Below are 25,959 nucleotides of genomic sequence, written 5' to 3' on the forward strand. Positions count from 1 at the left end.
GGAATGGCGACGGTGCGGCATCCGTTGTAAGCTGTGATGCTCGGGTGCTTCGGCATTCGGGTGACAATTCCACAGTGCGACAACGGTCCACACGCCGCCAGGCGTTACGGGGATGATCGGTTTCGACATCGCCTGTGACTCTGCGGGAAGCGGGCCGAGGATGCAGGGTTATCTCGTTAACGATCTCTGCGAACCAATAACTGCCGAAAAGAAGCAGTCCGACTTCGCCCTCGCTGCCTGAGCAGCGAGCCCGAGTCCGTCAATCCGTGACTGATCCCGTCACGGTCCTTGGCGTCATCTAAGGGATCTTGCTGCGTGACGTCGCCTGAGCGTCACGCGGGACTTTCTTCAGGCTGGGCCCGTCGACTTATGTGTCTGTACTGAATGTCGGGGCCGAGCAGAACGCCTTTTACAGACTGCGCCCGGAGAAGACGCCGTCTCTCAGCGATGGACGGGGGTTCGATTCCCCCCATCTCCACGAACCGTTGTCGCGACGAGGAAGCCCCTCGACACCGTTCACCGACGGCGTCGAGGGGCTTTCGTTTGTCCTGGCGAGATCAGGGACGGACGTCGATGAGGTCGAGTCCCTGCTTGGTGTCGGACACGGTCACCCAGCCGTCCCCGAAGCGGTAGGTCATCCCGTAGCCGTCCGCGTCGAGGCGGAGCGCGAGCGCGGGGTCCTCGGTGACCAGCGCACCTGCGGCGTCGTCCTCGCGCAGCCAGCCCTCGGCGACGAGCGCATCCTGGATGCTCGCTGCGTCGTCGGCGTCGATGGGCGCCCAGCCGAAGAGGACCAGATCATCGCTCGTCGGGGAGGAGAAGTCGCCCCACGTGCACGAGGTCCCGTCGGGGAGTTCGAGGTCGAGGATGACGAACGGGTCCTCCCGCACCGACCAGTCGTTGTCGGTGAATTCGGCGACGGTGTCCTCGCTGAGCATGTTCTCGCACGTCACGTCAGCAGGATCGACCGTCGCGGAAGGTGTCGGGCTCTCCGCCTGCGGCTGCGCGCCCTCGGAGGAACCCGGTTTCGGGGCGGGCGCGGGTGTGCCCGTGCAACCCGCCAGAGCGAGGGTGAAGGCGACGCCAACGGCGGCGAGGGCGCGAGGGCGGCGTGTCATCGTCTCAGGCGCCGGTTCCGCGCACGAGTGCGAGGAAATCATCGTGCAGGATGCCGTTGGTGGCGAGCGACGAACGCGTGCCAACGGACTCAGCGCCGTCTGCATCGGTGAAGCGGCCGCCCGCTTCGAGGACGATGGGCACATGCGCCGCGATGTCGTATTCCTTGACGTCGAACTCGGAGACGAACTCGAGGCGTCCTTCTGCGAGGAGCATGTACGGCCAGGCATCCCCGTACCCGCGGTCGCGCCACACGCGACGGGACAGATCGAGCAGGGCATCGAGACGGCCGGCATCCTGCCACTGCTGGATGCTCTGGAAGCTGATGCTCGCCTCCGAGACGGATGCCACATCCGAGACGGCCAATCGGCGCGGCGATCCGTCGGTCGCGTTCGTCCACGCGCCGAGGCCTGAGGCACCCCACCACCGCCGTCCGATGCCGGGTTGGCTGACCACTCCCACGCGGGGGACGCCGTCGATGGCGAGGGCGATCAGCGTCGCCCACATCGGGATGCCCTTCAGATAGTTCGCGGTCCCGTCGATCGGGTCGATGATCCACTGGCGGCGCGCGTGACCGGTGACTCCGAACTCCTCGCCGAAGACCGCGTCCTCGGGCCGCTCCGCAGCGAGGATCTCGCGAATCACGCGCTCGGTGGCCAGATCGGCCTCCGTGACGTGCGATGCGTCGGCCTTCGTCCGGACGTCGAGGTCTGCGGCATCGAAGCGCGCCATGGAGACGCCGTCGGCCGCGTCGGCGATCTGCAGCGCCAGCCTCAGGTCGGATGTCAGATCACCGTCGAACGGCGCGGTCCAGGACTGCGGAGTGGTCGGGGATGTCACCTCTCCAGGATACGGGCGCCGAGGTGGCTCGATTGGCGCGGTGTGCGATCGTGATGCTAGTGTTGACCCTCGGTTCGGAACATTCCGAATCACGCACCTCTAGCTCAATCGGCAGAGCAACTGACTCTTAATCAGTGGGTTCAGGGTTCAAGTCCCTGGGGGTGCACCACAGAGAAAGGCCCGGAAATCCGGGCCTTTTTCGCGTTCCGGGGGCCTTCTGAGGGCACGCACTATGGCACGGCGGGGGAGCCGCGTGCCATCTACGTGCCATAGTGCAGAGCGTTGGCGTGCCACTTTGTGCGGCGTCGTGCCTTCTACGTGCCATAGCGGAGGGGTCTCGCGGGCACGAAGAAGGGCACCGGCGGTGCGTGCCGGTGCCCTTGCCCCCGTCCCTTGCCTGAAACGGATCCCAGGCTAACTCAGGCCGGCGACACGGTGCCGGTGAAGGTCTGCTCAGCCGAGGTGTACTCGTTCGCCATGCGGAGGGTGAAGCTGTAGGGGCCGGCCGCATTCGGGATGCCGAAGAGGGCGAAGGTGGGTAGTGACGGGTCGCCGAACTCGAACTGCAGCCCCGAAGGGAGCGCGCCAGCAACGAGCCCCTTCTCCTCGAGATTGGCGCCTGTCCCGTCGATCGCGATGCGACCGACCGACGATCCGACCTTGAGGGCGGGGAGCTGCTTGGTCGTGAATGCGATGCGAGCTGTCACGTTCGCATTGACGGTGAGGTCGACGTACCCGCCGTAGCTGCTCGCGCGGACCTTGTAGGTGCGGGGCGTGCCATCGCTGGTCGTGCCGGAGATGAGACCGCTCGGCGAGAGCGTGAGCCCGGCGTGGAGCGGCCGGGTCGGGTCGGGCAGGCTCCACGTGATCGGGTCCGGGCTCGTCGCCTGGAGCTGGAAGCTGTAGGGCTCGGTGCGGATGATCGCGGGGAGGGAGGTGGTGGTGATGACCGGCTTGGGGCGCGAGGGATCGAAAACGTACCCGGTGAACGCGCGGTCCATCGTGCCGCCGGAGCTCGAGACGCGTACGGTGAACGCGTAGGGGCCAGGCGCGACCGCGTTGCCGTGGATCATGCCGTCAGTGAGCTCGAGGCCCGCGGGCAGGGCGTCGGCGCTGATCGACCACGTGACCGGCAGTCCTGACTCGTCGAAGAGGCGGCACGAGACCCCGGCGCCTACGGAGATGTCGCCGAGAGGGTAGCCGGTGATGGAGGGCTCCGGGGGGCTTGCGATCCAGCTCGAGCCCCAACTGAAGGCTGGGAGGTCGGGGAAGATGTCAAGCAGCAGCGCGCGCACGTGGCCGGCGACGGCGGTGTTGTCTCCGCAGAGACCAAGGAAGATTCTGGGGTGATTACTGCGGGCCCCGTTGTAGTTGATGTCGATGGATTTCGTGAGTAGCTCGGCGATCCATTCAGCGCTCGAGTTGTGGCCGTAGAGTGCCTCTTCCATCGTCAGCATCGAGACGGCGAACAGGGACGTGAACTCGGCCTCATTCCTGAGCGCACCCTCGGGCTGGCCGTTGCTGACGCGCCACAGGTAGTCGATGTGGTGGGCGTACTCATGGATCGTCGTCGACTTCTGACGGTTGATCTGAACGAACGCGCGGTCGCCGTACCTCCCGCCCCAGCCGTCGGGAATAGACCACCCCGTGAGTCGGAATAGCGCTGCCATGGCGGCGGAGCTGTCGGAGTTGCTCGCGACGGCGATGTTGAGCTTCCGCGTGATACCCGAGCGAGACGACCAGCGTTCCAACGGCTCACGAATGGACGGGGGTATGAGCTCGAGGCCGGCTGCCACGATCGAGCTGTAATCCGCCGCGACCGCCCCGTCAGGGGTGGCATCCACGACCATCCAGGCGACGCCGGCGCCGCCAGCGGGGGTGAGTGGCCGCGCGGTGATCGCCGCAGGAGCCTCGAGGATCATGCCGACCACCGATACCAGATGGTGACCGTGATCCCTTCGGGGAGAACGCTGGAGGTGGGGACGGTGGCGATCGCGAGGGAGAGGACCGCCGAGGGCTGGAGGGCGGGGGCGGACTCGAAGATCCGGCCAGCCGAGCTCGGATTCTGCTTCCACAAGGCCGCGGACTGTACCAGGGCGGGGAGAGTGAGGTCGCCGGCGGTCGACCCATTGACGTAGGCGCGGACGGTCGTCTGACCGGAGGCGGGAACGTTGGCGATACCCCGCACGGTCGCGGACATCCCCAGGAGCTCGACGGTGCCGAACGGCGGGGTGATCTGGCGGGGGTCGATGTCGCGGACGGTGACCTGGCCGCTGAGGAACCAGGAGAACGACATGAGGCCGGGGCCGGTATCGCCGGAGCCTCCGCCGGGTGTGCCGCCGCCGATGCCGTCGGGGATGACGGCGCGGTCGATCTTTCCAGTCGCGGGGTCGACCGTGGCGAAGAGGGTCATCGTCAGAACTCCGATCCGTCGGAGACGTAGGCGGCGTCGGTGTAAGCGGTGCCGGAAGCGTTGGAGAAGACGGCCCGGTACTCCACCGGCGTCCCGGCGCATTGGAAGGTGTAGGAGGTGCCGCCGCTGCCGGTCTCGGTGCTCCACGTCGTGTTGGGGTAGGCGCGCGACTGCCAGTAGACCGACGGCGCCGGCGAACCGGTTGCGGCCGCGGTGAGGGTGACCTGCGTACCGACGGCGTATGTGCCGCCGCTCGGGTGCTGCGTGACCACCGGTGCGGTGCCGCCTCCGCCGCTCGAGGTGACGGTGACCTGAGCGGCCGAGGTCTGCACGGTGCCCGACGGGTTCGAGAATACGGCGCGGTAGCGGCGACCCGTGTCAGCCTCCGCGAGGGCGGGGGTCGTGTAGCTCGAGGAGAGCGCGCCGCCGATGTCGGTCCAGGTGACCCCGTCGGCGGAGGTCTGCCACTTCACCGACGGGGCGGGCGAGCCGGCGGCGGCCGCGGTGAACGTCGCGGTCGCGCCGGCGGCGAGCTCGACACTGGCAGGCTGCTGCGTGACAACGGGGGCGCTAGAGGCGACGAGCTCCACGACGCCCGGGAAGGTCGGGTGGGGCGTGATCGACACCGACGTCGGCGCGAGGGGGTTCGCCGCGAGGTACTCCTGCACGGCCGTCGGGAGCGCTGCCTGCACCGCGGGAGGGGCGGCTGCCTCCGCGGCCGCGGTCGCCGCGTTGGTCACGAGGGTCGGGTTCACGACGCCGACCGGGGTGAGCTCGGAGAAGCGCGCGGTGCCGTTGCCGATGACGATGGCGTTCTGGCCGCCGTCGGTGATCTGGCCCATTTCGCCCGCGCCGAGGATCGGGTTGACGGCCGTCCACTGCGAGAGCGTGCCGCGGCGGACGGAGATCAGGTCTCTACGAGGCATCCAGCGCTCTCCTTCCGGTGGTCAACCGGGGAGTCTAAGGTGCGCCAGGGGCCGCTCCGCCTTCCCGCGATGTCGGCGTACGATGGCATCCTCGGCCGGAGGAAGGATCCCGGCTACCCGTGACGAAGAACCGCCGCTACGAAGCGCACTACGACGGCCTCAACGACGCCCGCATCGCCCAAGCCGCCGCCACCCTCGCGCCCACCACTCTCCCGATGCAGGCCTACGGCCCCGCCGAGATCGAGTGGAAGCGCCCTGGCGTGCCCGTGTGGGCGTGGATCTCCTGGACCGACGCGCCCGCCACCCGTATCGCCGCCGAGGCCACCGGCTGGAACGATCGCGTCGTGTGCGTCGAGTGGGAGGCCCGCGGCGGCCGCCGCTCCGTCATGGTGTGGCGAAACGCCGTCACCCGCAGGAGCTAGGCCGCCGCGAGCTGCACGAGCTGGGGGTAGCCGATGCTCGAGGAGGCGTGCGGGGTGCCCCGCCAGACGCAGCCGGGAATGTCGCCGTCGATGTACGGGCCGGGGTAATCGCCCGCGATGAGGGCGAGCTCGTCAACCCACATATCGCCGCCGCCGGCGGCCGTCCCCATCTGGATTCGCAGGAACGCTTCGGTGGCGTCCGCCGGGATCGTGAAGGTGTGGCGTAGCGTCGTCTGCCCCGCCGCATTCGGGGCAGCGGCGGAGGGCAACTCGACGTAGTTGCCGGCGGCGGCCCTGTAGATGGGTCGGATCCTGCGAGCATTCGTGGCGACGTTCCCCGTCTGGGCTCCTGCGAGTCGCATCGTTGCGAGAGCCGTGTACGTGCCACCGGGTCGCATGCCCAGGCGGAATCCGCCGGTGTCACCACCGATGGCGATGTGATTGTCGGTGATATCGGAGCGCAGAGGAATCATGCGGACGCTGTAGCGACTCCGCTTCATCCATGCGGTTGACAGGACTGCGGCGCGCGCTGACGACAGCGGGATTCCGTCGACCTGTGCGCCGAGCAGGGCGCTCGGCGAGGCGCCCACGGCACCAGCCCAGCCCGGGACGAGGTCGGCATCGGGCGACGTGTCGCCATCGAAGTATTCGCCGGCATAGTCGCCCTCGATGACGAGCGCGTCCATGGCATCGAGTGTGTCGCCGGCGGCCCAGTTCGGTCCCGTGTCGGTCGAGGCGTTGCCGATGTATGGGAAGAAGTTGATCCAGCCATACCCTTCCGGCATGGTGAACGTGGCGCGAAGCAGCGTCCACTCGCCCGGGACCAAGTAGCGCCGAGCGTACGGCGCATTGTTCGGGGCGATGACGCCGACCACGGTCCCGCCGGTCGCGAGGGTCGCGGCGTCGACTCGTAGCGAGGCGCCGTTTCCGGTCTGCGTTCGGATCGCGACGGCCGCGGATGCGCGGATACGCATGAGGACGGTGTAGACCTTGCCCGCGACCATGCCGTTCATGCGCGCGACGATCCCGGTGTCCTCCGGGCCGCCGGGGGTGTTGGTCCACGTCTTCCGGTAGAAGCGCCGCCCGCCGAAGCCGCCCGACTCGATCGTCGAGGTGCCGGTTCCGCCGGCGCTGCCGAACCATCGCTGTGTCCAGTAGGTCTCGTTGACTGCGACCGGGGAGGGGTACAGCATGAGGTTTCGCCGCACCTCGACGAGGGCTGCCTTCGCGGTGCTCGCCGAGCCGTGCGCGGTCGACTCCCAGCCATAGGCGATGCCGGTGTTGTCGATGGTGTCGCCGTCGAAGTAGGGGCCGTCGTAGGGGCCCGGGACGAGGGCGAAGTCGTTCCAGTAGACGCTCTCCGACGGGTTGCTCGAGCCGTGCATGAGGATCGCGTAGTTGAGCATCGTGCGGTCGGCTGGCACGGTGAAGGTGAGGCGCGCCTGATAGACGCCCGCTGCATTCAGCGTGGCGGCCGACGCGAAGGATACGTTGCCCCCGGGTGTGGCGAAGTTCACTGCGATCTTGCGGGCGCTCCCGTTGAGCGAGCCAGTCAGTGGCCCGTCCAGGGTGAGCCGAGCAAGGATTGTCCAGGTCGTGCCGGGCGCAAGCAGGGCGTTCATGTTCGGCACGAGGTTCGTCAGGTGCGCGAAGGAGAAGTTGCTGGTCCCCGTCGGGATGATGCGGAGGCCCCCGCGCGCCCAGTTCTTGATGACGCGCGTTGCGGTCGGCTGGACTGGGACGTTGCCGATCTCGACACCGTGAAGGACGGCCTGTGATGAGCCGGCGGTAGCGAGCCACGCCGGGGCGAGATCGGCGTCAGGGGTGGTGTCGCCGTCGAAGTAGGCGCCGGTGTGAGGGCCGAGGACGATCGTGGCTCGCGTGATTCGCCATTGCGAGCCGGCGACGAGTTGGCCCGGCGGCACCATGAAGGTGAACGCGTTCGGCCCGATCGTGCCGGTGGTGTTGGCGGGCACGGTGAAGGTTCCGACATACCGGCTCCAGCCCTGCGGGACCGATGCCCCGAGCGTTCCGGGGTAGGTCGTGCCGCCGGTGGTCGGGGTGGTTACCTGCACATATACGCCATTGGCCGCGTTGGGTGCATAGACATCGAGGGCGACAGTGATGACCTGCCCCGCATTGACGGTGATCGGCTCGTCAGCGAGGCCAAACGCGGCGCGGAGGTGCTCGCCGATCGTTGCGGGAAGGGTTAGGTCCCACGTGGGGCCCGAGGGTCCGACCGGATTGCGCGTTCCGGTGATCCCTGCGGGCGTGCCCGCTGTCCATCCGGCCGAGTTGACTGCGAGGGAGGGGTTCTTCGCCAGGTTCCGCCACACCTCTACGGCCGCAGCCTTCGCAACCGACGGCGAGGCGTTGGCGGCACCCTCGAAGGAGCAGGCGATGCCGAGCGTGTTGGGCGTGTTGCCATCGAAAAAGGGCAGGGGTACGGGTCGAGCCTCGACCATTTGCTCGCTGATGTGGACGGCGCCGCCGAGGGTTTGGACCTGGAAGTCAGCGAAGCGGTAGACGGTGCCGTACTGGGGTCGGGAGCTTGTCGCGTGGACGCGGCGGGTCTCGCCAGGGGCGAGGCGCCAGTACGCGTCGGGGCCCGCGATGTCACACCAATCCGTGGTGACGAGCACCTCCTCTGTGCCGAGGTTCTTGATCGTCGCGGAGGCCGTGTAGGTCACCCCGTCACGGAGCTCGGCGAGGGCTACGAATAGTCGGTAGATCGCCTGAGCATGGACGGAGCCCTGCGTGAACGTGTCGCCGAGGCGCCCGTCGACGGTGGTGCCCTGGGTGAGCACCGCGCCGCCGGAGAGGGTCGTCGCGAGCCGACTGCCCGCCCAGATGTTCCGCCGCACGACCGTCGTCCCGGTGGCCGCGCGCTTGAATCCTGGGTTTATCGCGAGGTTGCGGCGGAAGATCGTGGTCCCCGGCACGACGCGCTCGAAGGAGGGGTTGGTGCAGAGGTTCTCGACGGGCTGGCCGAACGCGTCGCGAACGAGCTCGCGGGTCACGGGACGAACACCCCGCCGAGGACGCCCTGCCAGCGCTGGCCGGTCCAGAACAGGTGGATGGTCATCTCGGCGTTCGGCTGCGTCGGCATGACCGGCGCCGGAGCGCCCTGGGGTCCAGACCAGACGATGTTGCTCGGGAAAGTCACCGTGTACGGGCCGCCGGTCGCGGCCTGGCGGATGATGAGGGTGACAGTGCCGGCGATGCTCGAGGAGAAGGACGGCATCGTCTGCAGGGTGATGTTGCCGTTCAGCGGCCAGGTGCGGGTGAGGGGAAGGCTCGAGATCCCGACGGAGCCCGACTGGGCGCCGATGGCAGTGGGGGAGAGGTCGCCGATGTCGCCCTTGTCGCCCTTCTGGCCGCGCACGTTGCCGGCAACGGCATCCACGCCGCCGACGGTGGTGAGGACGAGGTTGTCGCCGACGATCTTGGCGGTGGCGGGCGCTGCGGTGAGGGTCTCGCGCATGTCGTCGAGCAGCTCACCCGCCGCGACGACCGCGGCCTCGGCGGCCATGCGGTCCTCGCTGGAGACGACCTTGATGACGCCCGGGTGGGGCTGCGCCGGCACGAGGAGAGCGAGGTTCGCGGCGCCCAGGTGTGGGACGTCGAAGAGGGTCGTGGCGGGCTGGACGGCGACATCCTGGAGCTGGAACGAGGCCGTCCACTGCACCTTGTCGGGCTCGCCGTCGGGCTGATCGGTCGCGACGATCCAGACGCCCTGCGGGATGGTGCCAGCCTGCTCCTTGGTGGTCCCCGGCGGGTAGATGTCGCCGTTGATGATCGGGCAGATGGCCTGCTTGATCACGGCCATGCGCGGCGGGTCGGCGCTCGGCCACCGGAGGTCGGTGATCGACGGCGTCAGGGTGACGGCGCCGTTGAGGGGCACCTCGTCGGGCTCGTCGCCCTCGTCGGGGCCGTCGGCGATGAAGGAGACGAAGCGGCCGTAGACGCGACCGTACCGGAGGGTTCCGGGCGGGTTAGACACAGGTGTACCGCCTCTTGGGTGCGGGGGCGAAGGTGAAGACGTCGTCGGCGGCCGCGGCATCCGCGGCGTCAGCCGACCGGTAAAGGCGCTCCGCGATCTCCGCGAGGGGCGCGCCGCGGTCGGGCATGGTGAGCTGGAGGTCGTCTGCGCGGACGCCGACGCGGCCCTGCTGCGCGTAGGCGATCGCGAGGGTGTTGACCGCGTGCGCGGCCGCGCGGAGCTCGTTGCCGCCGGCGGTGGTGAGGTACGCCTCGAGCGCGGCATCGCTCCAGACGGCGTAGTTGACCTGCCCGGGGACGGGCGGGAGGAGCTCGCCCTGGCTCTCGGTGTCGCCGACGTGGATGCGGACGCGGCCGACAGGCGAATCCGCGGAGATCGGGTAGACGCCAGGGTTCATGAGCGGGGAGTCTAGGGGGTGTTTTGCGCGCTAAAACGCTGGGAACGGCGAAGGCCCCGATCCGAAGACCGGGGCCCTGCCGTCAGGTCACGCTTACGGCGCGACGGGGTTTCCGCCGGTGCCGTTGGAGACGCCGACCCACTTCTCGTCCCACAGCACGCCACCCACGACGTAGCGGTAGCGGAACGACAGCGAGTCGTTCTCGAAGCCGCCCTCGAACTGGTCGACCTTGCCGCCGCCGAGGTGGAAGCCCGCGTCGCTGCGCACGCGCAGCTCGGGGAGCTCGTAGCCGCGGAGCTTGAGGATCTCCCACACCGGGCGGCCCTTGGTCGTGCCGGGGGCCGGAACCATCTTCCAGGAGGTGCCGGTGAGGCGCTCCGTCTCGACGATCGTGATGTTCGGGAACAGCGAGCGCATCGGCGGGGGCGTGATGCGAACGCCGGTCGACGGGTTGGTGATGTCGATGGTCGCGAAGTACCGCTCGATCTTCCACTCCAGCGGCTTCTTGCCACCGATGGGCACGAAGACGTTGTAGCGGCTGATCTCACCGATCTTGCGGCCGTTGATCTGGCGGAGGCCGATCTGCATGTCGGCGGCGATGATCGCCTCCGGCGAGGGCAGAGCGTTGGAGGGGACGACCGTGCCGTCGGGGAGCGTGAACGCGCCGAGGGCCGTCTTCGCCATGTCGAGGGCGTCGAAGATCTCCGCGTACTGCGTGTCGACCGTGGTCCGCAGGAGCTCGTCGGGCAGCGCCTCGAAGAACCCGACGGTGTCGTTGACGCGCGACTCCCAGGTGTAGTCGAAGCGGAAACCACGCTTGCTGAGCTTCTGGTAGAAGCTCTCGAGGTCCGACTTCACCGACACGAGCGGGTAGCGGCCGCCTTCGGGGACGATCGCCGCGGCGCCCTGGTCGTCGACGCCCACGCCTTCGACGCCCTTGCCCGAGATGAGCGAGAAGAGGGTGACGGGGTTGAAGTCCCGCACCTTGCGCTCGGCGACGAGGCCACCGATCGTCTTCTCTTCCTCCTCCGGGAGCTGGGGGATCGTCTGCAGGTTGATGAGGTGGGACATCGCGAACGGCGCGTCCGAGCTGGCGAACAGCTCCGACAGCGTCGCCTCGGCGATGCGGTCACCGGCGAGGGCGGCCTCGTAGAGGCCCTGGACGCGCTTGACCTTCTTCTCGGTCACGCCGGGGGCAACCCGGAGCTTCCCGTCGAGGTCGAAGGCGTTCTTGTACTTCTCGAGGAGGGTGCTGATGTCAGCCATGATCAGAGTCCGATCGCGATGGGCAGCTTGCCTGCTGCCTTGGTGTACGTGGGCGGGTAGACGACGCGGCCGACCTTGGTGTTGCTGGCCGACTCGAGGGTGAGCGAACCGTCGGACGTGACGTAGACGGGGGTGTGGTTGGCGGTCGTGGTCGGGGCGTCGACGCCGCCCGCGATGGTGACCTTCACGCCCGCGAACTCGTAGACGCCGTCGACGGCGACCTGCACGGCGAACTTGCCGTTGGGGACGTTGTCGACGTCTTCGAGCGAGACGCCCGGGCGGTTGTAGCCCGAGATCGAGAACTGGCCGACGACGTGGGCGGGCTTGTTGACACCGAGCGTGTCGGTGATGGTGACACCCACGCGGCCCGACTGGGCGACGATGGTGTCCTTCGGCGTTGCCGCGTCGAGGATCCAGGTCTCGGTCTTGTCGTCACTGAACGAGAAGACCTGCTGAGTTGCCTTTGCCATGAGTCAGTCCTTTCAGCCCTGGAGGCCGGCGATGGCGAACGAGTGGGAGCGACCCTCGGCGAGGGTGTACTCGGGGCCCTGGGCGGCGCTCTCGGCGATCGACTCGGCCTGGACTGCCACGGCGTGCGCGAGCGCCTCCGTGATGTCCTTGCCGGCCTTGACGTCCGCGATCAGCGACTCCTTGGCGGTCTTGCTCACGAGCTTCGCGGCGTCGATCGCCTCGAGAGCCGTGATGGCCTTCTCGATCGCGCTCTCCGTTGCGGTCTCACCCGGGGCGGCCCCGGCGGCTGCGGCGTCGGCCGCTGCCTTGTGCTCCGCGACGAAGGAGAGCAGCGGCTTGAAGGGGGCGGTGAGGGCCTCGGCGAGGGCCTCGATGTCCTTCTGTTCCATGCGAGATTCCTTCTCTGTGGTGGATCCGGGCGCCGGGGTGGAGCCAGGCTGTGCACCCTCAGCGACGCCGAGGGAAGTTTTCTCGCGCTTGCCGGCGAGGTCGATGGCGAAGGTGGCGGCTTCGCGGATGGTCGTGCCTTCGACGATGCGGCGCGCGCTCTCGAGGGCGAGGGTGACCACCGCGCCGTCGGCGCCGGGCACCTCCACGAAGTCGATCGAGTTGTAGGGCGCCTCGGTGAGGGGCAGGAACCGCTCGACGATCCACGCTCCGCGCTCGCTCTTGGCGGGCACGTAGATCGGGTCGCCATCCGCGTTCAGCTCGGGCTTGCCGTCCTCGTCGAGGAGTACCTGCTTCTGCAGCTCGACGGAGACGGTGACCGAGGTGCCGATCACGTCGCCGAACTGGCGGATGAAGTCGGAGGGCTCGCCTTCGGCGGCGATCGCCTCGGCGTACATGCCGTCTTCTTCTTCCCACAGCTCGGAGGTGGTCTTGGCCCAGATGCGGCGGATGTCGCCGCCGGCCTCGCACATCGAGTCGTGGTTGGCGCGCATGCGCGTGCCCTTGGGGAACGAGGCGCCGAAGTCGCGCTTGATGCGGTCGATCGGGTAGTCGGCGCTGGAGCCTTCCACGACGGTCGCGCCCGGCTCCCAGCCCATGACGCGCACCTTGAACTTCTGGCCGTCGCTCTCGGGGACGACGGCGCGGGTGCCCTGGCGGTAGCCGGATTCGTGGACGACGAGGTTGTCCTGCTCGTCGGCGTGTTCCTGGCTCATGGGCGGGGAGTCTAGGGTCACGTTTCGGGGCAAAACGCTTCCCGTCGATTACTTCCCGGCGCTGTCGTCCTGGATGTCGTTGGAGGCGTTCCCGCCCTGCTGTCCGCCGGTGCCGTTGCTCTTGCCCTGGTTGGGGCTGGCGGTCTGCGGGAGGGCCGCTTTGCCGCCGCCGGAGAGGTCGCCGAACGGCCGCTTGGCGCCGGAGGGCGGGGTGCCGTGGGGTAGGCCCAGCAGGTTGTCGACGAAGTCGCGCGCCTCCTGCTCGGTGTAGAGGTTGTTCTGGTAGCCGAGCATGAAGCCCTGGATGACGCGGTAGGTCTCGTCGCTGGCGTCGTAGGGGAGGAACTGGACGTCGGGCTGTTCCTTCATGCCGAGCCACTTGAGGACGCGGATGTCGAGCTCGACGTGCTCGTCGCGGCGGGTGGTCATCGCCAGGCGGGTCGGGAGGTCGAGAGTCGCCGCGGACGCGGAGCCGCCCTCGTCGGAGGAGTCGGCGGAGAGGGCGATGGCGGTCACGTCGAGCGAGGTCGCCATGACGGCGAGCACTGCGCGGAGGGTGGAGAAGTCGTAGCCCTTGCCCGCGGACGACAGCGGCGTGAGGTCGTTGGCGCCGCCGACGATCGCCATGCCGCCGGCGGTCTCGGCGTTGGCGTACTCCATGGCCGCGTTGTCGGCGGCCTTCTTGTTCTTCGCGGTCGCCTTGTAGGCGAAGCGCGCGAGCGCGCCGGTGACGGAGAGGCCGTCCATGTAGGCGTCGCGGACGATGCCGTTCCAGATGAACGCGGCCAGGGCGTCGGGGGAGCCGTACGCGAAGCCGTCGGCACGGTTGGCGTGCTGGTCGAAGATGACGTGGTCCTGGTCGACGGGGATGCGCTGACCGGCGGGATCCTTGATGTTCAGGACGCGCTTGTCCTTGAACTCTTCGACGAAGTACCACTTCTTCATGTGGGTGGTGCGGCCCGAGGCGAGGTCGACCTTGGTCCATTCGCGGAGGTACGCCCAGATCTGCCCGAGCCCGTTCGGGTCGGTGAGCTGGCCGGTGACCTGTCGGAGGGGGAGGGACTCGAGCTGCTTGGTCTTGTCGTTGCCGATCCACAGGGCGATCGAGCTGGAGAACAGGCGTCGCTCGCGGCGGTGTCGGGCGGACGGCGCGAAAAACTCGCGCTGGTTCTGGTCGGTGAGGGTCTTCTTCTTGATGTTGGCGAGGCCCTGCGTGCCGCCCTCGGGGAGGTTCCCGTACTGGATGCCGCCCTTCCAGATGAAGTCGCGGCGCAGGCGGAAGCCGCGGCCCATCCAGGGCGCGCCAGGGATGGCCTCCTCGATCTTCGCGGCCCACTGCTTGAGGTCGGAGAGGGTGAGGCCGAACTCGGAGTCTTCATCGCCGCCGAAGAGCGTGTTCCAGCCGCGGTCTTCGCGCTTGAGCATGCCCATGATGCGATCGAAGTGCTCGGTGAGCAGTTCGACGCCCGCCTCGTTCCCGGCGGCATGGGCCTCGGTGAGGGATTCTGCGAGATCCTCAGCGAAAGCGCGAAGTTCGGACGACATAGCCGGGGAGTCTAGGTGCGATTAGCGCGCAAATGATGCTCGATCGGCGTCACATCGGATACCACTCGGACTCCGGATCGAAGAGCTCGTCGAGGAGGTCGCGGGGATCCTGCAGGAGTGTCTCGCCGCCCTCGAGGCCGCGGAGCTCGTTCTCGGTGAGCGGCTTGGTGTTGATCGTGGCGAGGATGAGGGCGTCGAGGCGGTCGGGGGAGCCGTTCATCTCCGTCCGCATCTCCTTCTTCGGAGTGATCGCGATGGCCCGGTACTTGTCGTAGTCGAACGTCACGGCCTGGAGCTGGGAGCGCAGGGCCTTGTCGTCAGGGTCGAGGTCGAGGCTCTCGCCGCGCAGGAGATCACGGAGCTGGTCGTGGTTCTCGGCGCGGGTGTTCGCCCAGCGGCGCTTGTTCTGCGAGGGGCGGGAGCCGTCGACCTTGATCAGCTCGTAGCACTTCTCCCGGAACTCGGGCAGGCGCATGAGCTGCGCGGCGATGCCGGAGCCGAGACCGCCGGCGTCGATGCGAACCTCGTGGGCGCCGAGGTGGGTGGCGATCGCGTGGATGCGGCGCGCCGCGGTGACCTCATCCTCGTGGGACCAGAGGCCGGTGGTCTGGCGCGTCTGCCCTCCCTCGTCGTAGCTGATCGTCTCGCCGAAGATGCGGCAGTGGCCGCCGCGGTTCACCATGACCACCGACTCGTCGCCACCCATGGCGGCCGGGTCGAAGCCGATGATGACGCGGCTGCCGGTGGGGTCGATCTCGCGGGCGCGGGCGTTGCCGATGTGGGTGCCGGAGAAGAACGTGTTGTCGCCCTCGGCGGGGAACTCGCCGTCGACCATCGACTTGAACGCGCCATTGGGGGTGCCGGTGAGGTTGCGCTCGGCGTCGAACTTCGGGTCGTAGACGATCTCGCCGCCGGTCTTGAGCATGCGCTCCATCTCGAAGACGAAGCGGGCGGAGGTGAGACCGGAGCGCAGGAGGCGTTCCTTCTCCGGGTTGTCGGGGTAGACGACTTCGCCGGTGAGGTTGGGGGTCTCGTAGGCGGTGATGGTGTGGAGCTGGTACTCGCGGGCGAAGCGTTCGTCGATGAAGCGCTCGTGGAACGGGGTGCCGAGGTTGTCGGGGTTCCCGATGCCGGCCATGCGGGAGTCATCCGAGGTCATGAGCTTGTCGATGGCGCGGTAGATCGGTTCCTTCACGCCGCCGGCTTCGTCGAGCATGATGAAGTTGCGACCACCGGTCTTGCGGAGACCCTGGAACTGCGAGACCGCGTCTGAGGCACCGGGGACACGCGCGACGGCGAGCACCCGGTTACCGCCGGGCGTGTGGTACTGCCAGGCGTCCTGCTCGCTGATCCAGCCGGGCCAGGGCATGGCGCGGCCCTGTGACTGGGCAAGCGTTTTCTGGTAGCCGTAGGCCTCTTTGAGGTACGCGAAGATGCCCATGCGGACCTGCGCGAGGGTGGGCGCGGTGCAGATGGCGAGGGACTCGTCGGCGGGGTAGACGGTGATCCAGTACAGCACCCACCGCGCGGCGCCGTGGGTCTTGCCCGTACCGTTGGCGGATTTGATCAGGGTGCGCGGGTTCTTCCCGAAGAGCACGTCGTGGCTGATCTCGGCCATCTTCGCGTACATGCGCTCGTGCATGACGTCGGAGAGCCAGGCTGCGAAGTCGGTCCGGTAGAGCGACTTCTTGGAGCGTTCGGTGAGCTCCTGGATCGCGGAGTCGAACGCGACGCCGTCAAGCAGCACGCTCTACCTGCTTCTCCTCGATCCGGCTCCAGGCGTGCTGCATCGCCTCGATCTTGAGCTGGTCCCACTCGGTGGCGGCGATCTCGCCGCGCAGGGCGCCCTTCATGTACGCGAGGGCCTCGTCGACGATGGAGCCCAGCTCCCGGCCCACATTTACAGACCACGTGTTCAGGTCTTCGTCGGTGGCGCGGGCGCGCTTGTCGTACCGCGTGAAGATGCGGTCGATGTAGGCGAGCTGCAGCTTGAGGTTGTCGTTGTACGCGTCGCGGCGCGGCCCGGAGAGCTCGTCCGTCCCGCGGAGAACGCTTTCCTTGTACCCGTCCAGGTCGGCGCGCAGGTCCATGAGGTTCAGGCGCACGAGCTGCAGGAGGGCACGCTCTTGCTTGGCGTCGCTGAGCCAGTCGGGAGCCTCGAGGAGGGCGTTGAGCCGCTCGTCGACGCGCTCGGGCGTGAGGACGCCGCCGATGCGCCGGGAGATCTCCGCGCGGCTGAGGCCGGCGGTGGACAGCTCGATCAGGGTGTCGTCGAGGGTCTTACCTCGGTTCACCTTCGGTTCGAGCTGGCGGGCGGTCATGGCCGCGCAGTCTACGCACGAGAAACCCCGCCTCCACCTTGCGGCGGGGCGGGGCTTCCGGGTGCTACTTCGTGGCGACCGCTTTCGCTCGAGCCTTGGAGGCCTTCGAGATCTCCTCGATCGCCTCCCGCTCCTCCCGGTCCAGGGCCCGGGTCGAGTGGTCGGGCGCGAAGTCGATGCCCTCGTCCGGGTCGACCTCGGGCTCCGGCTCCACCGGCGCCGGCAGCGCGTCGGCGTCCACGAACGGCGCGCCGTCGATCGCCCACTCGGAGATCGCCTTCACGAGGGCGTTCGAGTCGGCCCGTCGACCGTTGGGGCCGGCGGCGTTCGGGTTGAACGCGGTTTCGGGGGCGTGGAGACGCCAGATCGAGTTCTCGTGCGCGCGGTTGACGGTGTGCTTGGCGAGCTTCCCGATGAACTCCGCGACCTTCGGCTTCGTCCACGCGTGGTGCGTGACGAGCTCGTACTGCACGCCGGCGAGCACGCGCAGGAAGAGCGGGTTGCCCAGGAGCATCGTGTCGCGCAGGGTCGCCGCGGTGATCTGGCTGTGCGCGTACGCGTTCAGCGGAGGGAGCTGCTCGGTGAGCATCGAGAAGAACTCGAGCGCCTCGCGCGCCACCTGCTCCTCGTTCAGCGTCGCGTTCTGGTAGCGGCTGATGCGCCCGTCGAAGCCGACAGTGAGCACGCGCACGATCTCCACGACCTGGCGGGCCGAGAGGAGGTACGGGCTGTTGCGCTGGACGCGGTCCTGGTCCATCTCCACGTGGTTCTTGAGGAGAGCGTTGTCGGCCTCGAGCACGATCGCGAGGGCGCGGTTGACGGCCTTGGTCGAGTCGAAGCGTGCCTTGGTGGAGGCGGTGATGCCCAGCGCGTTGTCGGCGATGTCGAAGAAGAGCTGGCGGGCCTCGGTGGTGCTCTTGGTGACGTGCACCTCGACGGCGAGCCGGTTTGTGTAGAACCGGTCGCGCGCGGCTTCCAGCTCGCGGATCTCCTTGTCGAACATCGCCACGCCCTTCGCATCCAGTCCGGTGCGCTTGGCGGCGGCGCGCTTGGAGCGGGCCTTGTCGATGTCGTCGTTGAGGACGTCGAGGGCGAGGAAGAAGCCGAGGATTCGGTGCTGGCCGTCGAGGATGTGGATGTCGCCCTGGTGGCGCTTCGAGTAGCCCATGAGGCCGAACTCAATGTCGGGGAGTGCGGGCATCCCATCGGTCGCGAACTCGAAGATGGCCGGAGCGCGCAGGATGATCCCGGGTGCCACCCAGTTGTCATTCTCGATGAAGTAGCGAGCAAAACCCTGCGCGTGCGAGGGGCGGATGCGGCGGTTGCCCGGCGTGCCGACGCTCGGGTCGGGGCGCGCGACGAGGGAGGTGAGCTGGTCCGGGGTGAGGTTCAACCCGTAGACGGTCCGCTGCCCCTGCTTGTAGCGGGTCGCGAAGAACTGCTCTTTGGTCTGGTACGACGAAGGCATGAGTGTTGGATTGATCTGTGCAGTAGACACGGTGCGCTCCTTTCGAGGCGTGTCCATGATGGACCCTGCGGCATAGTGCCGCAAGAAGCCACGCTGCCCCTTGACAGAACCTTGAGGAAGCGTCTGTGAGACGTATGCGTGATTGCGGCATCTTAGCGCGCAAATCTATGGACCTTGTTGTTCATCTGGCGTCCACCGTCCTGTCGATTAGCGCGTTCCAAAGGTCGCCGTCGCTCACATATGCTTCCATGCGGCGGGATGCACTCGCTCTGGGAACAAGGAGGGGCGCGGACGTGGGATCGCGTGTGAAAGAGCTAGACGGCGGCAGGGAAATCACCCTGGATGCCCAAGGGGATGTCGTCTATCTGGTCGGTCGGGGGTTCACCTACGAGTTCGACCGCGGGATGTTCGAGCGGATGCTCGAGCGCGAGCTGGGCGTTCTGGGGATGGCAGCTCTCGCCAAGATGACGACCGCCGCACCGGCGATCGAGTCGGCTAGCCGCTGTGCACGCGCTGCACAGTGTGAGCTCGGGGAGGCGCTCACACCCGCAACAGCCTGAGCGTGGAACGACGAAGGGAGGGCGCCTGGGGGCTGCCCTCCCTTCGCGTTTGCGGGCTACTCCGCCGTCTTGGCCGCGCGCGGCGGCGTGGGCTTGGCCGGCTCCGCGTCCGCGAGGTCGGGGGAGTAGAGGTAGTCGAGGTAGCCGGAGCGGATCTGCGCCTCGTTCAGCTTCACCGCCGCCTCCGAGATCTCCTTGTACGACCCCGTCTGCTCCACGAAATACGTCGGCTCATCAGGGAGTTTGTTGAACCGCTCGATGTTGGTTGAGAGCTTGTCCCCGTCTCGCACGACGGCGGCGCGCTTCTCCACGACGAGCTTGAACTTGATGATGGTGTCGGCGGGCGCGCTCATGCGGATGCTCCAGGGGTCGGGGTGGTGGGGGTGGCGTCGGTGATGGCGTCGAGGATCGCGTCGACGTTGAACCAGGCCTGCATGACCTTCTCGCTGTCGGCTCCGCTGTCGCGGAAGGCGAGGTGGATCTGCCTGCCTGCGTCGTCCGTGTTGCCGCGGCCCCCGGTGATCAGGAGGGTGGGGGCGTTGCCCGGGTGCGTGCCGGTCGCCGTGACGAGCGCGCTCACGCGGTCACGTCCTGGTTGCGCACGGCGTCCGCGGCCGCGGCCTTCTCGGCGTCGGCCGCCGCGTTGATCGCGCCGGCGACAGCCTGGGCGGCTCCCGTGGCGGCGATGACGCCGACCGCGAGGGTGCCCTGCGGCGCGCTGGGCGCCTCGGTCGCCGTCTCTTCGGACTCCTCGGCAGCCGGGTCGAAGCCGACGATGACGCGATTGGCGGCCGGGTCGTCGGGGAGGACGGCGTTGCCGGTGGGGTGGCCCCAGGCGTCGAAGTCGTGGCGGGCGAGCTCGCGGCCGGGGAGCGAGGTGACGGCGCGGTCGACGGTGTACAGGCGGACGACGCCGGTGCCGACGATCTCGATGCGCCAGATGTCGCGCTCGTCCTTGATGGGCAGGCTGAGGATGAGGGCGTCGATCGCCTCGGCGGTGGTGAGTGCCATGATGCTTCCTTCGTGGTTGGTCGGGCGGGTCAGAGGGGCAGGAGGGGCCATTCCGGGCGGACGACTGCGGTGGGGTCGGTCTTTCGGAAGTAGGCCTGGAGGGATTCGCATTGACGTTCGCGCCAGCCCACCTGTCGGGCGTGGAGCGTGTCGAGCGAGAGGGCGGCGACCGCCTTGTGGCGGAGCAGGCGCTGCGCGATGCGGCCGGCGGCGACCGCGTCGGAGCTCGCGTTGTGCGCGTCCTCCGCAGACAGCGGGACGCTGTAGTGCTCGGCCATCACGGTGAGCGTGCGCTTGCCGCGACGGTAGGGGTCGATCTTCTTGTCGAGGACGAGCGTGTCGATCACCCGCACGGCCTGATTTTGCGCGCTAATCGGGTGCGTGGGCGGCGCGAAGCGCAGCGGCGGCACAGCGGGCGCGTGGCGGCGCCGCTCGGCCTCGAGGAGGGTGAGGTCGTATGAGGCGTTGTGGACGACGAGGGGGCGGCCGCCGATCGCGCATTCCGTGGTGATCAGGTTGATCAGGAGGGCGACCGCGGACGCGGGGGAGGCGTTGGCCTCCGCCCGCGCCCGCTCGTTGGTGTAGCCGTGCACCGCCGCCGCGCCGGCGGGGATCTCCACGCCGGGGTCGACCACGAGGTTGACCTCGCGGCGCACGTGACCGTCCGGGCCGATCACCGCGGCGTACGCCGTGACGATCCGGTCGGTGGTCGCGTCGACGCCGGTGGTCTCGGTGTCGAAGACGAACAGCTCGGAGGCGGTGCGCGCGCTCATGCTGCGGCCTGCGCCTGGGGGAGCTGCGCTGCGCGGTGCAGCGGGATCGGTGCGGACGCCGGCTCGGTGACCTCGCCGAGGATCATCGACTCCAGCTCGGCGCGCACGTGCGCGTCGCGGCCTTTCGGGAACTGGGTGATGATCGCGGTGCGGACCGCTTGGGCGTCCTCCGCGGTGGGGGCGGGGGCGGGCGCGCCGAGACGCTCGGTGAGGCTGTGCTCGCTCCTGATCACGGCTGCACCTCACTCTCGGGCGCTTCCGGGCGCATGACGTCCGGGCCGGGCGTCACGTCGTCGGCGAAGTGCTTTTTGAACGTCTCGAACGCGATCGACGCGAGCTGCAGCGCGTAGAGCTCGATCTGCGCCTCTTCGTCCTCGAACTTGATCGGGAAGCCGTCGGGCAACGCCACGGCGACGCCGTAGCGCTTGTCGTCGATCAGGAGCGAGAGGCGCGCCATGCGCGCTTCGGGCAGCGCGTCCAGGTCGGCGAGATCCTCGGGGGTCGGCTCGGGGATGAGGGGGTCGGGGGTCTCGGTGGGGATGGGGCTGCTCATGCGGTGGGGCTCTCTTTCCGTCCGGTCTGGTCGTTGAGCTGGCGGCGGACTTCGCCGGCCAGAGTGTGGTCTTCGACGCTGCCCAGGTCGTAGGCGCCGTGGCCGAGCTCCTGGATCGCGGTCTTGAATGCGCGCATGCCGCGGATGAAGTCGGCGGTGATGACGACCTCGCCGAGGTGGGCGGCGCCCCGTGCGGATGCGAGCGATGTCAGCCGCGGGCCGGTGAAGCCGCCCGTTGCTGGGGTGCTCATCCGCTGACTCCCGACTTCACGGCCACGCACAGGGCGGGGTCGTTCGCGAAGACGCAGCCGAAGTCGCCGCCGGTGATCCAGAAGCGGATGCCGAAGGCGATCGCGGCGATCACCACGAAGAGCGCGATGGCGGCGATGAGACCGAGGGTGTCGGCGCTGGGGCCAGTCTTGCGCGCGTTCATTCGGCCACCTCGTCGGGGGAGACGGTCTGCACCGAGATGCGGAACGACCGCTGAAAGACGACCTGGTGGATCTCTCCGTAGCCGCCCTCGGCGATCTCTTCCTCGTCGGTGACGATGGCGACCTTGTCCCAGATGGCGCGGCGGCCGTCGGCGACGATACGGTCGCCCAGCTCGACGATCCCGGCGGTGATGGCCGCGAGGATCGCGGGACGGGTCGCCTCGAGCTCTCGCGGGATGACGACGTTCTGCTCGTACTGGCTGCTCATCCCTTGCGGCCTCCGTTGTTGATGAAGTGGACGATCCGCTTCGAGGCGCGGGAGGTGCCGAGGCCGGGCACGAGGGCGCGCAGCGACTCGGTGGGGAGCGCGTCTCCGGCGTTGCGGAAGACGGGCGCGGTGACGAAGGAGCGGAGGGCGACGGGGGTGGCGACCTTCGGCTTCTTCTGGAAGCGGGTCTCGGCGGAGTAGCCGGCGAGGCGGTGGAGCTTCTTGCGCAACTTACGGGCGGTGGTCGACAATGCGGTTCTCCTTCTTTCGTGCGGCGGATGCCGCGACTTGGGCTTTCTTGCAGGTTGCGCACACGATCGTTCCGCGGTCGATGTAGGTGTTGCCTTCGATGAGCGGGTGATTGCGCTTGCAGTGGGTTCGGGGAACCTTGGGGGTGTTGAGCTCGCGGTCGATCGCGTTATCTCCACCGGTTCCCCATGCGAGATTCGAGGCGTGGTTCTCGTACTTCACGTCGTTCTTGTGGCGGACGAAGGGGAGGTCGTCCGGGTTCGGGATGAATGCTTCGGCGACGATGCGGTGAACACCGATGCGCCGCGCCCTTCCGTTCCGGTAGAGGCTGACAGCGAGGTAGCCATTCGGTCGGCGGAGTCGGCGAAGAATGACGGACTCGGAGCGCTTGAGAGAGCGCACGCGGCCATGACTGCTGACCTCGTAGTCCCCCTCGTGGCCGACGACCGGTCGCCATTCCTCGCCCATCAGGAGGGGTCGGGCAGGGCGACGATGCCCAGCACGACCGCGAAGCGGGGCGCGCCGTCGGCGCTGTGGATCCTCGCGTGGAGGGTGCCGGTCTCGGAGTCCGCCTCGTAGCTGACGTCTTCGATCGCGAAGCCTTCGGCGGTGCAGGCCTCGAGGATGGCGAGGATGTCGGTGGTGATGAGGGCGGCGGCCGCGGTGCTGTCGAGCTCGGCGGTGGGGGTGGTGGTCACGGGGTGTGCTTCATTTCGTCGAGGGTGGCGCGGAATCGGGCCGCGTCGGAGGTGAGTTGCCGGCGGGCGGCGAGGAGTTTGCGGCGGCGAGTGTCGTGGCGGCGCTCGGCGCGCAGCCATGCGTCTTTGATCGCGCTGCCGAAGCTGAGGAGCAGGCCGACGACGGTGAAGAATCCGACGAGGCCGGCGGCGCCGAGGAGGATCTCGCCGAACGTGTAGCGCTCCAGCATGATCGAGCCGAGCAGGCCGAAGAACGCGACCACGAAGAGTGCGAACAGGGTGAGTGCGACGGCGCGGACGGCCTTGCGGATGATGCGGAACGGGTTTCGGGCGGTCATTGGGCGAAGCCTTCGCGGTGGCGGGGGCGGCGGTGGCGCTTGATGAAGCGGCTGATGAGGCCGCAGACCCACCCGGCGAGGTAGCCGCCGGCGAACGCGCACGCCATGGCGAGGGCGGCGGCCGCGACGACCGCGAGGGCGGCGCTCGTGAGGAGCAGGTAGGCGATGTACGCGACGATGATGACGGCCGCGACGGCTGCGTGGCGGGCGAAGCGGGTCACCATGAGAAGTCCTCCTCCTGCCAGACTCGGGAGGGGGCGCGGAAGAGGTGGAAGCGCTCGAAAAGCCTCCACTGCTGGCCGCACGACCGCTCCTGACCACCCCGCAGGATGGTCCCGTCGCAGCGGACCACGGTGCCGGGCGCGTGGGCCGCGACGTCGGGGAGGTTGCAGCGGTGGCCGGGCTTGCTGATGACGGTGTAGCCGGCCGTCTTCCCGTTGCGGTTCACGCGGCGGCCCGCCCGGCTCGGAAGATCACGTCGCGGAGCTCGGCGAGGTACTGCTCGATGCGGGCGGTCTCGGTGGCGTCCGCGGTGAGGCGCCAGTCGGCGACCTTGTCGGCGAGGGCGTGGCCGAGGAGGTCGATGATGTCGCGGGCGGGGATGGCGTGGCTGATCCTGGCGTCGGCGGCGACGCCGGGCTGAGTCGGGTCGGCGGCCGCGCGCTCGTAGGAGCGGACGGTGCCTTCGGCGACGAGGTTGAGGGAGCCTTCGCGGATCTGCAGGAGCAGGCGGGCGGGCAGGGTCTCCACCACGGCCGCCTGCTCCAGGTCGGGCCTTCTGATGAAGGCGGGGGCGCTGCTGACGGTGTCGGTGGCGCTCATGCTGCGGCCGCCTCGCTCGCGTCGCCGACGATCGTGACGGCCGTGCCGAGGAGGAAGGCGAGGGCGGCGTTGTACCGGTCGACGGTCTCCTCGAGCGAGGTGGCGGTGGCGCGGAGGGTGATGGCGCGGTTCTCGGCGAGCTCGAGCTCGCGGCGCGTGCCTTTGAGCTGGCGGACGGCGTCGTCCCGGAGGGCGCGGAGCACGCTGGTCGGGTCGGACGAGTCGAACGACTCCGGGATGGTGCTGCCGTCGATGATGATGCGGGCGTTGCCGGGCGTGGTGGTGTCGGTCACTTCTGGGCTCCATTCTTCGGGGCGGTCTTGCGGGCGGGCTTGCGCGGGGTGCGGGGCTTGGGGGTCTCGGTGACGGCGGCGAGCTCGGCGCGTTCGCGGGCGGCCTGCAGGCGCGCGGCGTGGGCCTTCTGCTGCTTGTTGGGCTTGGTGATGAGCAGGCCGAGAACCTCGGTGGTGAGGAGGATCAGCATGGGCGCGAGGGCCGCGAGGCTGGCACCGGCGTATCTCTGCAGCTCGGGGGTGCCGGCGGGGGATTCGAGCACGACGTGGGCGAAGTTTGCGGCGGCGCTGATCGCGGTGAGCAGGTAGGCGCCGAGGGCCAGGAGCCAGGTCGATTCGCCGCGGGCTTTGCGGGGGAGGACGCCGATGGTGAACACGACGATGGTGACGTCCAGCATCACGGGGACGATCCACGCGAACACCGGCGGTATCAGCATCCACGCGGCGACCGCGGTGAGGCCCTGCCAGGACACGAGGACGGCGGCGACGGTGACGATCACGACGCCCCAGTTGACGGCCATGTAGATCCCGACGTGGTCGGGGTTGAAGCGGGCTCCGGCGCCGGTGCGGGCGCGGTGCTTCGTCTCGGCGGGGGCTGCCGTCTCCACCGGCGCAGCCGGTTCGGTACGCACGGCGCTCGGTGCCTGCGGGGCGGCGGGTTCGGCCGGGGCGGGCTGGGCGGGGGCGCCGACACCGAGGACGCGGACGGTGTCGCCGATCTGCGGGTTCTCGGGGGTCTCGACGATGAGCGCGCCGGCGGGGATGTCGCGGCGGAGCGGGACGGTCGGGGCGGGGAAGGTGCCCAGCGGCGGGTCCAGCTCGTGCGGGGATGCGGGGGTGATGGTGGGGATCGTCATGGTGGTCCTCTCGTGGGAGGGCGGGATGAGTGCGGGGTGCGGGGTGCGGGGTGCAGGGCCGCCTACTGGGCGGGGCTATGGACCGTTCGGCGGCCCTGCTGGCGTGGGCTTGACGTGCCCGTGTGGGTGGCGACCCTGTCGTGAGCCGGCTTCGTCATCCCGACGATGCCTGCGGGCGTTGGCGCGCCTGCGAGGTGGCCTGTGTGGTGACTTCCGGGGCGAGCTTGTGGCTCTGGGGGAAGGTTCTTCGGCCGGTCAACCGTGGTAGCGGCTGATACGTCTAAACCTAGCGCGGTTTTGCGCGCTAAAACGCTTCGTGGGGGATGAATATCGGGGAATCTCGGGCGGATTGTGCCGGCGGGGTGGGGGATCGGCGGAGATTCGGCGTGATGCGGGGGTGGCGTGGGGGCTGTGCGGAGCCGGCGCGGCGGTGGTGTGGGGGCTGCATGGGCTCGACCGGGGCGCGAGAAGGCCCCCAGCGGAGCGGCGGAGAGGAGGAGTCGCGCGCGTCTCGCTGGGGGCTTGCGGCGAGTTTAGGGGGCGGGGGAGGGCGTAACGCGCTCGAGGGGCGCCGGAATGGGCTGGAGTGGGGGAGGGGCGCCGGCGGATAGCGCGCAAAATATGTTCGCGGCTGACCTGTGGGGGATGGGGAAGAAAAATCTGCGCGGGGGCGGCCAGATCTGCCGGCCGTTTCGGCGGCGTTCGCGGGAATGCGAGTGGTTTCGGCGGCGTCCGCCCCCGCCCGCGTGGGGTGA

The 25,959-nt window shown here is 68.7% G+C and carries 35 protein-coding genes, 1 tRNA gene and 1 other RNA gene; 4 read left to right on the forward strand and 33 right to left on the reverse strand.

Annotated features, from left to right (window positions below):
• Positions 1–108 precede the first annotated feature (108 nt).
• Positions 109–481: a transfer-messenger RNA gene (gene ssrA, locus BKA24_RS08590) on the forward strand.
• Between the two features lie 76 nt (positions 482–557).
• Here ssrA and BKA24_RS08595 read toward each other — a convergent pair.
• Both BKA24_RS08595 and BKA24_RS08600 read right to left on the reverse strand, forming a co-directional pair.
• The gene (locus BKA24_RS08595; protein WP_184217092.1) at positions 558–1,118 is read right to left on the reverse strand and encodes a hypothetical protein; all 561 of its coding nucleotides are present in this window, start codon (positions 1,116–1,118) and stop codon (positions 558–560) included.
• Positions 1,119–1,122: 4 nt separating this feature from the next.
• Positions 1,123–1,956, reverse strand: a complete 834-nt coding sequence (locus tag BKA24_RS08600; protein ID WP_184217094.1) for an inositol monophosphatase family protein — start codon at positions 1,954–1,956, stop codon at positions 1,123–1,125.
• A 93-nt stretch (positions 1,957–2,049) separates the two neighbouring features.
• Between BKA24_RS08600 and BKA24_RS08605 the strand changes: the two genes are divergently transcribed.
• A tRNA-Lys gene (locus tag BKA24_RS08605) sits at positions 2,050–2,125 on the forward strand.
• 250 nt (positions 2,126–2,375) lie between these two features.
• Here the strand turns inward: BKA24_RS08605 and BKA24_RS08610 are convergent.
• Genes BKA24_RS08610 through BKA24_RS08620 form a run of 3 tightly spaced genes read right to left on the reverse strand, consistent with a single transcriptional unit; the run spans position 2,376 to position 5,295 of the window.
• Positions 2,376–3,878, reverse strand: a complete 1,503-nt coding sequence (locus tag BKA24_RS08610) for an Ig domain-containing protein (protein WP_184217104.1) — start codon at positions 3,876–3,878, stop codon at positions 2,376–2,378.
• The gene (locus BKA24_RS08615) at positions 3,875–4,369 is read right to left on the reverse strand and encodes a hypothetical protein (protein ID WP_184217106.1); all 495 of its coding nucleotides are present in this window, start codon (positions 4,367–4,369) and stop codon (positions 3,875–3,877) included. The genes BKA24_RS08610 and BKA24_RS08615 overlap by 4 nt, the downstream gene beginning before the upstream one ends.
• A 2-nt stretch (positions 4,370–4,371) precedes the next feature.
• Complete coding sequence (locus tag BKA24_RS08620; protein WP_184217109.1) at positions 4,372–5,295, reverse strand: immunoglobulin domain-containing protein; 924 nt, start codon at positions 5,293–5,295, stop codon at positions 4,372–4,374.
• A 119-nt stretch (positions 5,296–5,414) separates the two neighbouring features.
• Here BKA24_RS08620 and BKA24_RS08625 point away from each other — a divergent pair, with 119 nt between their 5' ends.
• A complete protein-coding gene (locus tag BKA24_RS08625; RefSeq protein WP_184217111.1) occupies positions 5,415–5,717 on the forward strand; it encodes a hypothetical protein in 303 nt (100 codons plus the stop codon).
• On the opposite strand, the gene BKA24_RS08630 is transcribed toward BKA24_RS08625, so the two are convergent.
• From BKA24_RS08630 to BKA24_RS08675, 10 genes are all read right to left on the reverse strand, one after another.
• A complete protein-coding gene (locus BKA24_RS08630) occupies positions 5,714–8,737 on the reverse strand; it encodes a hypothetical protein (RefSeq protein ID WP_184217113.1) in 3,024 nt (1,007 codons plus the stop codon). The genes BKA24_RS08625 and BKA24_RS08630 overlap by 4 nt on opposite strands.
• Positions 8,734–9,720 carry a hypothetical protein gene (locus BKA24_RS08635; RefSeq protein WP_184217115.1) on the reverse strand — a complete coding sequence of 329 codons (987 nt, stop codon included), beginning with the start codon at positions 9,718–9,720 and terminating at the stop codon, positions 8,734–8,736. The genes BKA24_RS08630 and BKA24_RS08635 overlap by 4 nt, the downstream gene beginning before the upstream one ends.
• Positions 9,713–10,117: a hypothetical protein gene (locus BKA24_RS08640; RefSeq protein ID WP_184217117.1), complete on the reverse strand. Its 405-nt coding sequence runs from the start codon at positions 10,115–10,117 to the stop codon at positions 9,713–9,715. Before BKA24_RS08640 ends, BKA24_RS08635 begins: the two co-directional genes overlap by 8 nt.
• Before the next feature lie 93 nt (positions 10,118–10,210).
• The gene (locus BKA24_RS08645) at positions 10,211–11,383 is read right to left on the reverse strand and encodes a phage major capsid protein (RefSeq protein WP_184217119.1); all 1,173 of its coding nucleotides are present in this window, start codon (positions 11,381–11,383) and stop codon (positions 10,211–10,213) included.
• 2 nt (positions 11,384–11,385) lie between these two features.
• Positions 11,386–11,853: a hypothetical protein gene (locus tag BKA24_RS08650; RefSeq protein ID WP_184217121.1), complete on the reverse strand. Its 468-nt coding sequence runs from the start codon at positions 11,851–11,853 to the stop codon at positions 11,386–11,388.
• A 12-nt stretch (positions 11,854–11,865) separates the two neighbouring features.
• Positions 11,866–13,017, reverse strand: a complete 1,152-nt coding sequence (locus BKA24_RS08655) for a hypothetical protein (protein ID WP_184217123.1) — start codon at positions 13,015–13,017, stop codon at positions 11,866–11,868.
• 48 nt (positions 13,018–13,065) lie between these two features.
• Positions 13,066–14,562, reverse strand: a complete 1,497-nt coding sequence (locus BKA24_RS08660; protein ID WP_184217125.1) for a hypothetical protein — start codon at positions 14,560–14,562, stop codon at positions 13,066–13,068.
• 49 nt (positions 14,563–14,611) lie between these two features.
• A complete protein-coding gene (locus BKA24_RS08665; protein ID WP_184217127.1) occupies positions 14,612–16,309 on the reverse strand; it encodes a hypothetical protein in 1,698 nt (565 codons plus the stop codon).
• Positions 16,299–16,883: a hypothetical protein gene (locus tag BKA24_RS08670; RefSeq protein ID WP_184217130.1), complete on the reverse strand. Its 585-nt coding sequence runs from the start codon at positions 16,881–16,883 to the stop codon at positions 16,299–16,301. The genes BKA24_RS08665 and BKA24_RS08670 overlap by 11 nt, the downstream gene beginning before the upstream one ends.
• 64 nt (positions 16,884–16,947) lie before the next feature.
• A complete protein-coding gene (locus BKA24_RS08675) occupies positions 16,948–18,381 on the reverse strand; it encodes a DNA sulfur modification protein DndB (RefSeq protein ID WP_184217132.1) in 1,434 nt (477 codons plus the stop codon).
• Positions 18,382–18,656: 275 nt separating this feature from the next.
• Here BKA24_RS08675 and BKA24_RS08680 point away from each other — a divergent pair, with 275 nt between their 5' ends.
• The gene (locus tag BKA24_RS08680; RefSeq protein ID WP_184217134.1) at positions 18,657–18,911 is read left to right on the forward strand and encodes a hypothetical protein; all 255 of its coding nucleotides are present in this window, start codon (positions 18,657–18,659) and stop codon (positions 18,909–18,911) included.
• Positions 18,912–18,967: 56 nt separating this feature from the next.
• On the opposite strand, the gene BKA24_RS08685 is transcribed toward BKA24_RS08680, so the two are convergent.
• From BKA24_RS08685 to BKA24_RS08770, 18 genes are read right to left on the reverse strand one after another with little or no spacing between them, the layout of a single operon-like run.
• On the reverse strand, positions 18,968–19,264 hold the full coding sequence (locus tag BKA24_RS08685; protein WP_184217136.1) for a hypothetical protein: 297 nt from the start codon (positions 19,262–19,264) through the stop codon (positions 18,968–18,970).
• Positions 19,261–19,491, reverse strand: coding sequence for a hypothetical protein (locus BKA24_RS08690; protein WP_184217138.1), 231 nt, complete (start codon positions 19,489–19,491; stop codon positions 19,261–19,263). The genes BKA24_RS08685 and BKA24_RS08690 overlap by 4 nt, the downstream gene beginning before the upstream one ends.
• Positions 19,488–19,922: a hypothetical protein gene (locus BKA24_RS08695; RefSeq protein ID WP_184217141.1), complete on the reverse strand. Its 435-nt coding sequence runs from the start codon at positions 19,920–19,922 to the stop codon at positions 19,488–19,490. The genes BKA24_RS08690 and BKA24_RS08695 overlap by 4 nt, the downstream gene beginning before the upstream one ends.
• A 29-nt stretch (positions 19,923–19,951) precedes the next feature.
• A complete protein-coding gene (locus tag BKA24_RS08700) occupies positions 19,952–20,695 on the reverse strand; it encodes an exonuclease domain-containing protein (RefSeq protein ID WP_184217143.1) in 744 nt (247 codons plus the stop codon).
• Complete coding sequence (locus BKA24_RS08705; protein WP_184217145.1) at positions 20,692–20,928, reverse strand: hypothetical protein; 237 nt, start codon at positions 20,926–20,928, stop codon at positions 20,692–20,694. Before BKA24_RS08705 ends, BKA24_RS08700 begins: the two co-directional genes overlap by 4 nt.
• Positions 20,925–21,248: a hypothetical protein gene (locus tag BKA24_RS08710; protein ID WP_184217148.1), complete on the reverse strand. Its 324-nt coding sequence runs from the start codon at positions 21,246–21,248 to the stop codon at positions 20,925–20,927. The genes BKA24_RS08705 and BKA24_RS08710 overlap by 4 nt, the downstream gene beginning before the upstream one ends.
• Positions 21,245–21,499: a hypothetical protein gene (locus BKA24_RS08715; protein ID WP_184217151.1), complete on the reverse strand. Its 255-nt coding sequence runs from the start codon at positions 21,497–21,499 to the stop codon at positions 21,245–21,247. Before BKA24_RS08715 ends, BKA24_RS08710 begins: the two co-directional genes overlap by 4 nt.
• Entirely contained in the window at positions 21,496–21,681 is a 186-nt protein-coding gene (locus BKA24_RS08720; protein ID WP_184217153.1) for a hypothetical protein, read from the reverse strand. The genes BKA24_RS08715 and BKA24_RS08720 overlap by 4 nt, the downstream gene beginning before the upstream one ends.
• The gene (locus BKA24_RS08725) at positions 21,678–21,947 is read right to left on the reverse strand and encodes a hypothetical protein (protein WP_184217155.1); all 270 of its coding nucleotides are present in this window, start codon (positions 21,945–21,947) and stop codon (positions 21,678–21,680) included. The genes BKA24_RS08720 and BKA24_RS08725 overlap by 4 nt, the downstream gene beginning before the upstream one ends.
• On the reverse strand, positions 21,944–22,198 hold the full coding sequence (locus tag BKA24_RS08730) for a hypothetical protein (RefSeq protein ID WP_184217158.1): 255 nt from the start codon (positions 22,196–22,198) through the stop codon (positions 21,944–21,946). Before BKA24_RS08730 ends, BKA24_RS08725 begins: the two co-directional genes overlap by 4 nt.
• A complete protein-coding gene (locus BKA24_RS08735) occupies positions 22,179–22,664 on the reverse strand; it encodes an NUMOD4 domain-containing protein (RefSeq protein WP_184217160.1) in 486 nt (161 codons plus the stop codon). The genes BKA24_RS08730 and BKA24_RS08735 overlap by 20 nt, the downstream gene beginning before the upstream one ends.
• Positions 22,664–22,894, reverse strand: a complete 231-nt coding sequence (locus tag BKA24_RS08740) for a hypothetical protein (protein ID WP_184217162.1) — start codon at positions 22,892–22,894, stop codon at positions 22,664–22,666. The genes BKA24_RS08735 and BKA24_RS08740 overlap by 1 nt, the downstream gene beginning before the upstream one ends.
• The gene (locus tag BKA24_RS08745; protein WP_184217164.1) at positions 22,891–23,232 is read right to left on the reverse strand and encodes a hypothetical protein; all 342 of its coding nucleotides are present in this window, start codon (positions 23,230–23,232) and stop codon (positions 22,891–22,893) included. The genes BKA24_RS08740 and BKA24_RS08745 overlap by 4 nt, the downstream gene beginning before the upstream one ends.
• A complete protein-coding gene (locus BKA24_RS08750; RefSeq protein ID WP_184217166.1) occupies positions 23,229–23,456 on the reverse strand; it encodes a hypothetical protein in 228 nt (75 codons plus the stop codon). Before BKA24_RS08750 ends, BKA24_RS08745 begins: the two co-directional genes overlap by 4 nt.
• Positions 23,450–23,680 carry a hypothetical protein gene (locus BKA24_RS08755; protein WP_184217168.1) on the reverse strand — a complete coding sequence of 77 codons (231 nt, stop codon included), beginning with the start codon at positions 23,678–23,680 and terminating at the stop codon, positions 23,450–23,452. Before BKA24_RS08755 ends, BKA24_RS08750 begins: the two co-directional genes overlap by 7 nt.
• Complete coding sequence (locus tag BKA24_RS08760; RefSeq protein WP_184217170.1) at positions 23,677–24,054, reverse strand: hypothetical protein; 378 nt, start codon at positions 24,052–24,054, stop codon at positions 23,677–23,679. The genes BKA24_RS08755 and BKA24_RS08760 overlap by 4 nt, the downstream gene beginning before the upstream one ends.
• Entirely contained in the window at positions 24,051–24,347 is a 297-nt protein-coding gene (locus BKA24_RS08765) for a hypothetical protein (RefSeq protein WP_184217172.1), read from the reverse strand. The genes BKA24_RS08760 and BKA24_RS08765 overlap by 4 nt, the downstream gene beginning before the upstream one ends.
• On the reverse strand, positions 24,344–25,204 hold the full coding sequence (locus BKA24_RS08770; RefSeq protein ID WP_184217175.1) for a DUF2637 domain-containing protein: 861 nt from the start codon (positions 25,202–25,204) through the stop codon (positions 24,344–24,346). Before BKA24_RS08770 ends, BKA24_RS08765 begins: the two co-directional genes overlap by 4 nt.
• Positions 25,205–25,959: the final 755 nt, after the last annotated feature.

The sequence above is a fragment of the Microbacterium marinum genome, assembly GCF_014204835.1.
Classification (GTDB): Bacteria; Actinomycetota; Actinomycetes; order Actinomycetales; family Microbacteriaceae; genus Microbacterium; species Microbacterium marinum.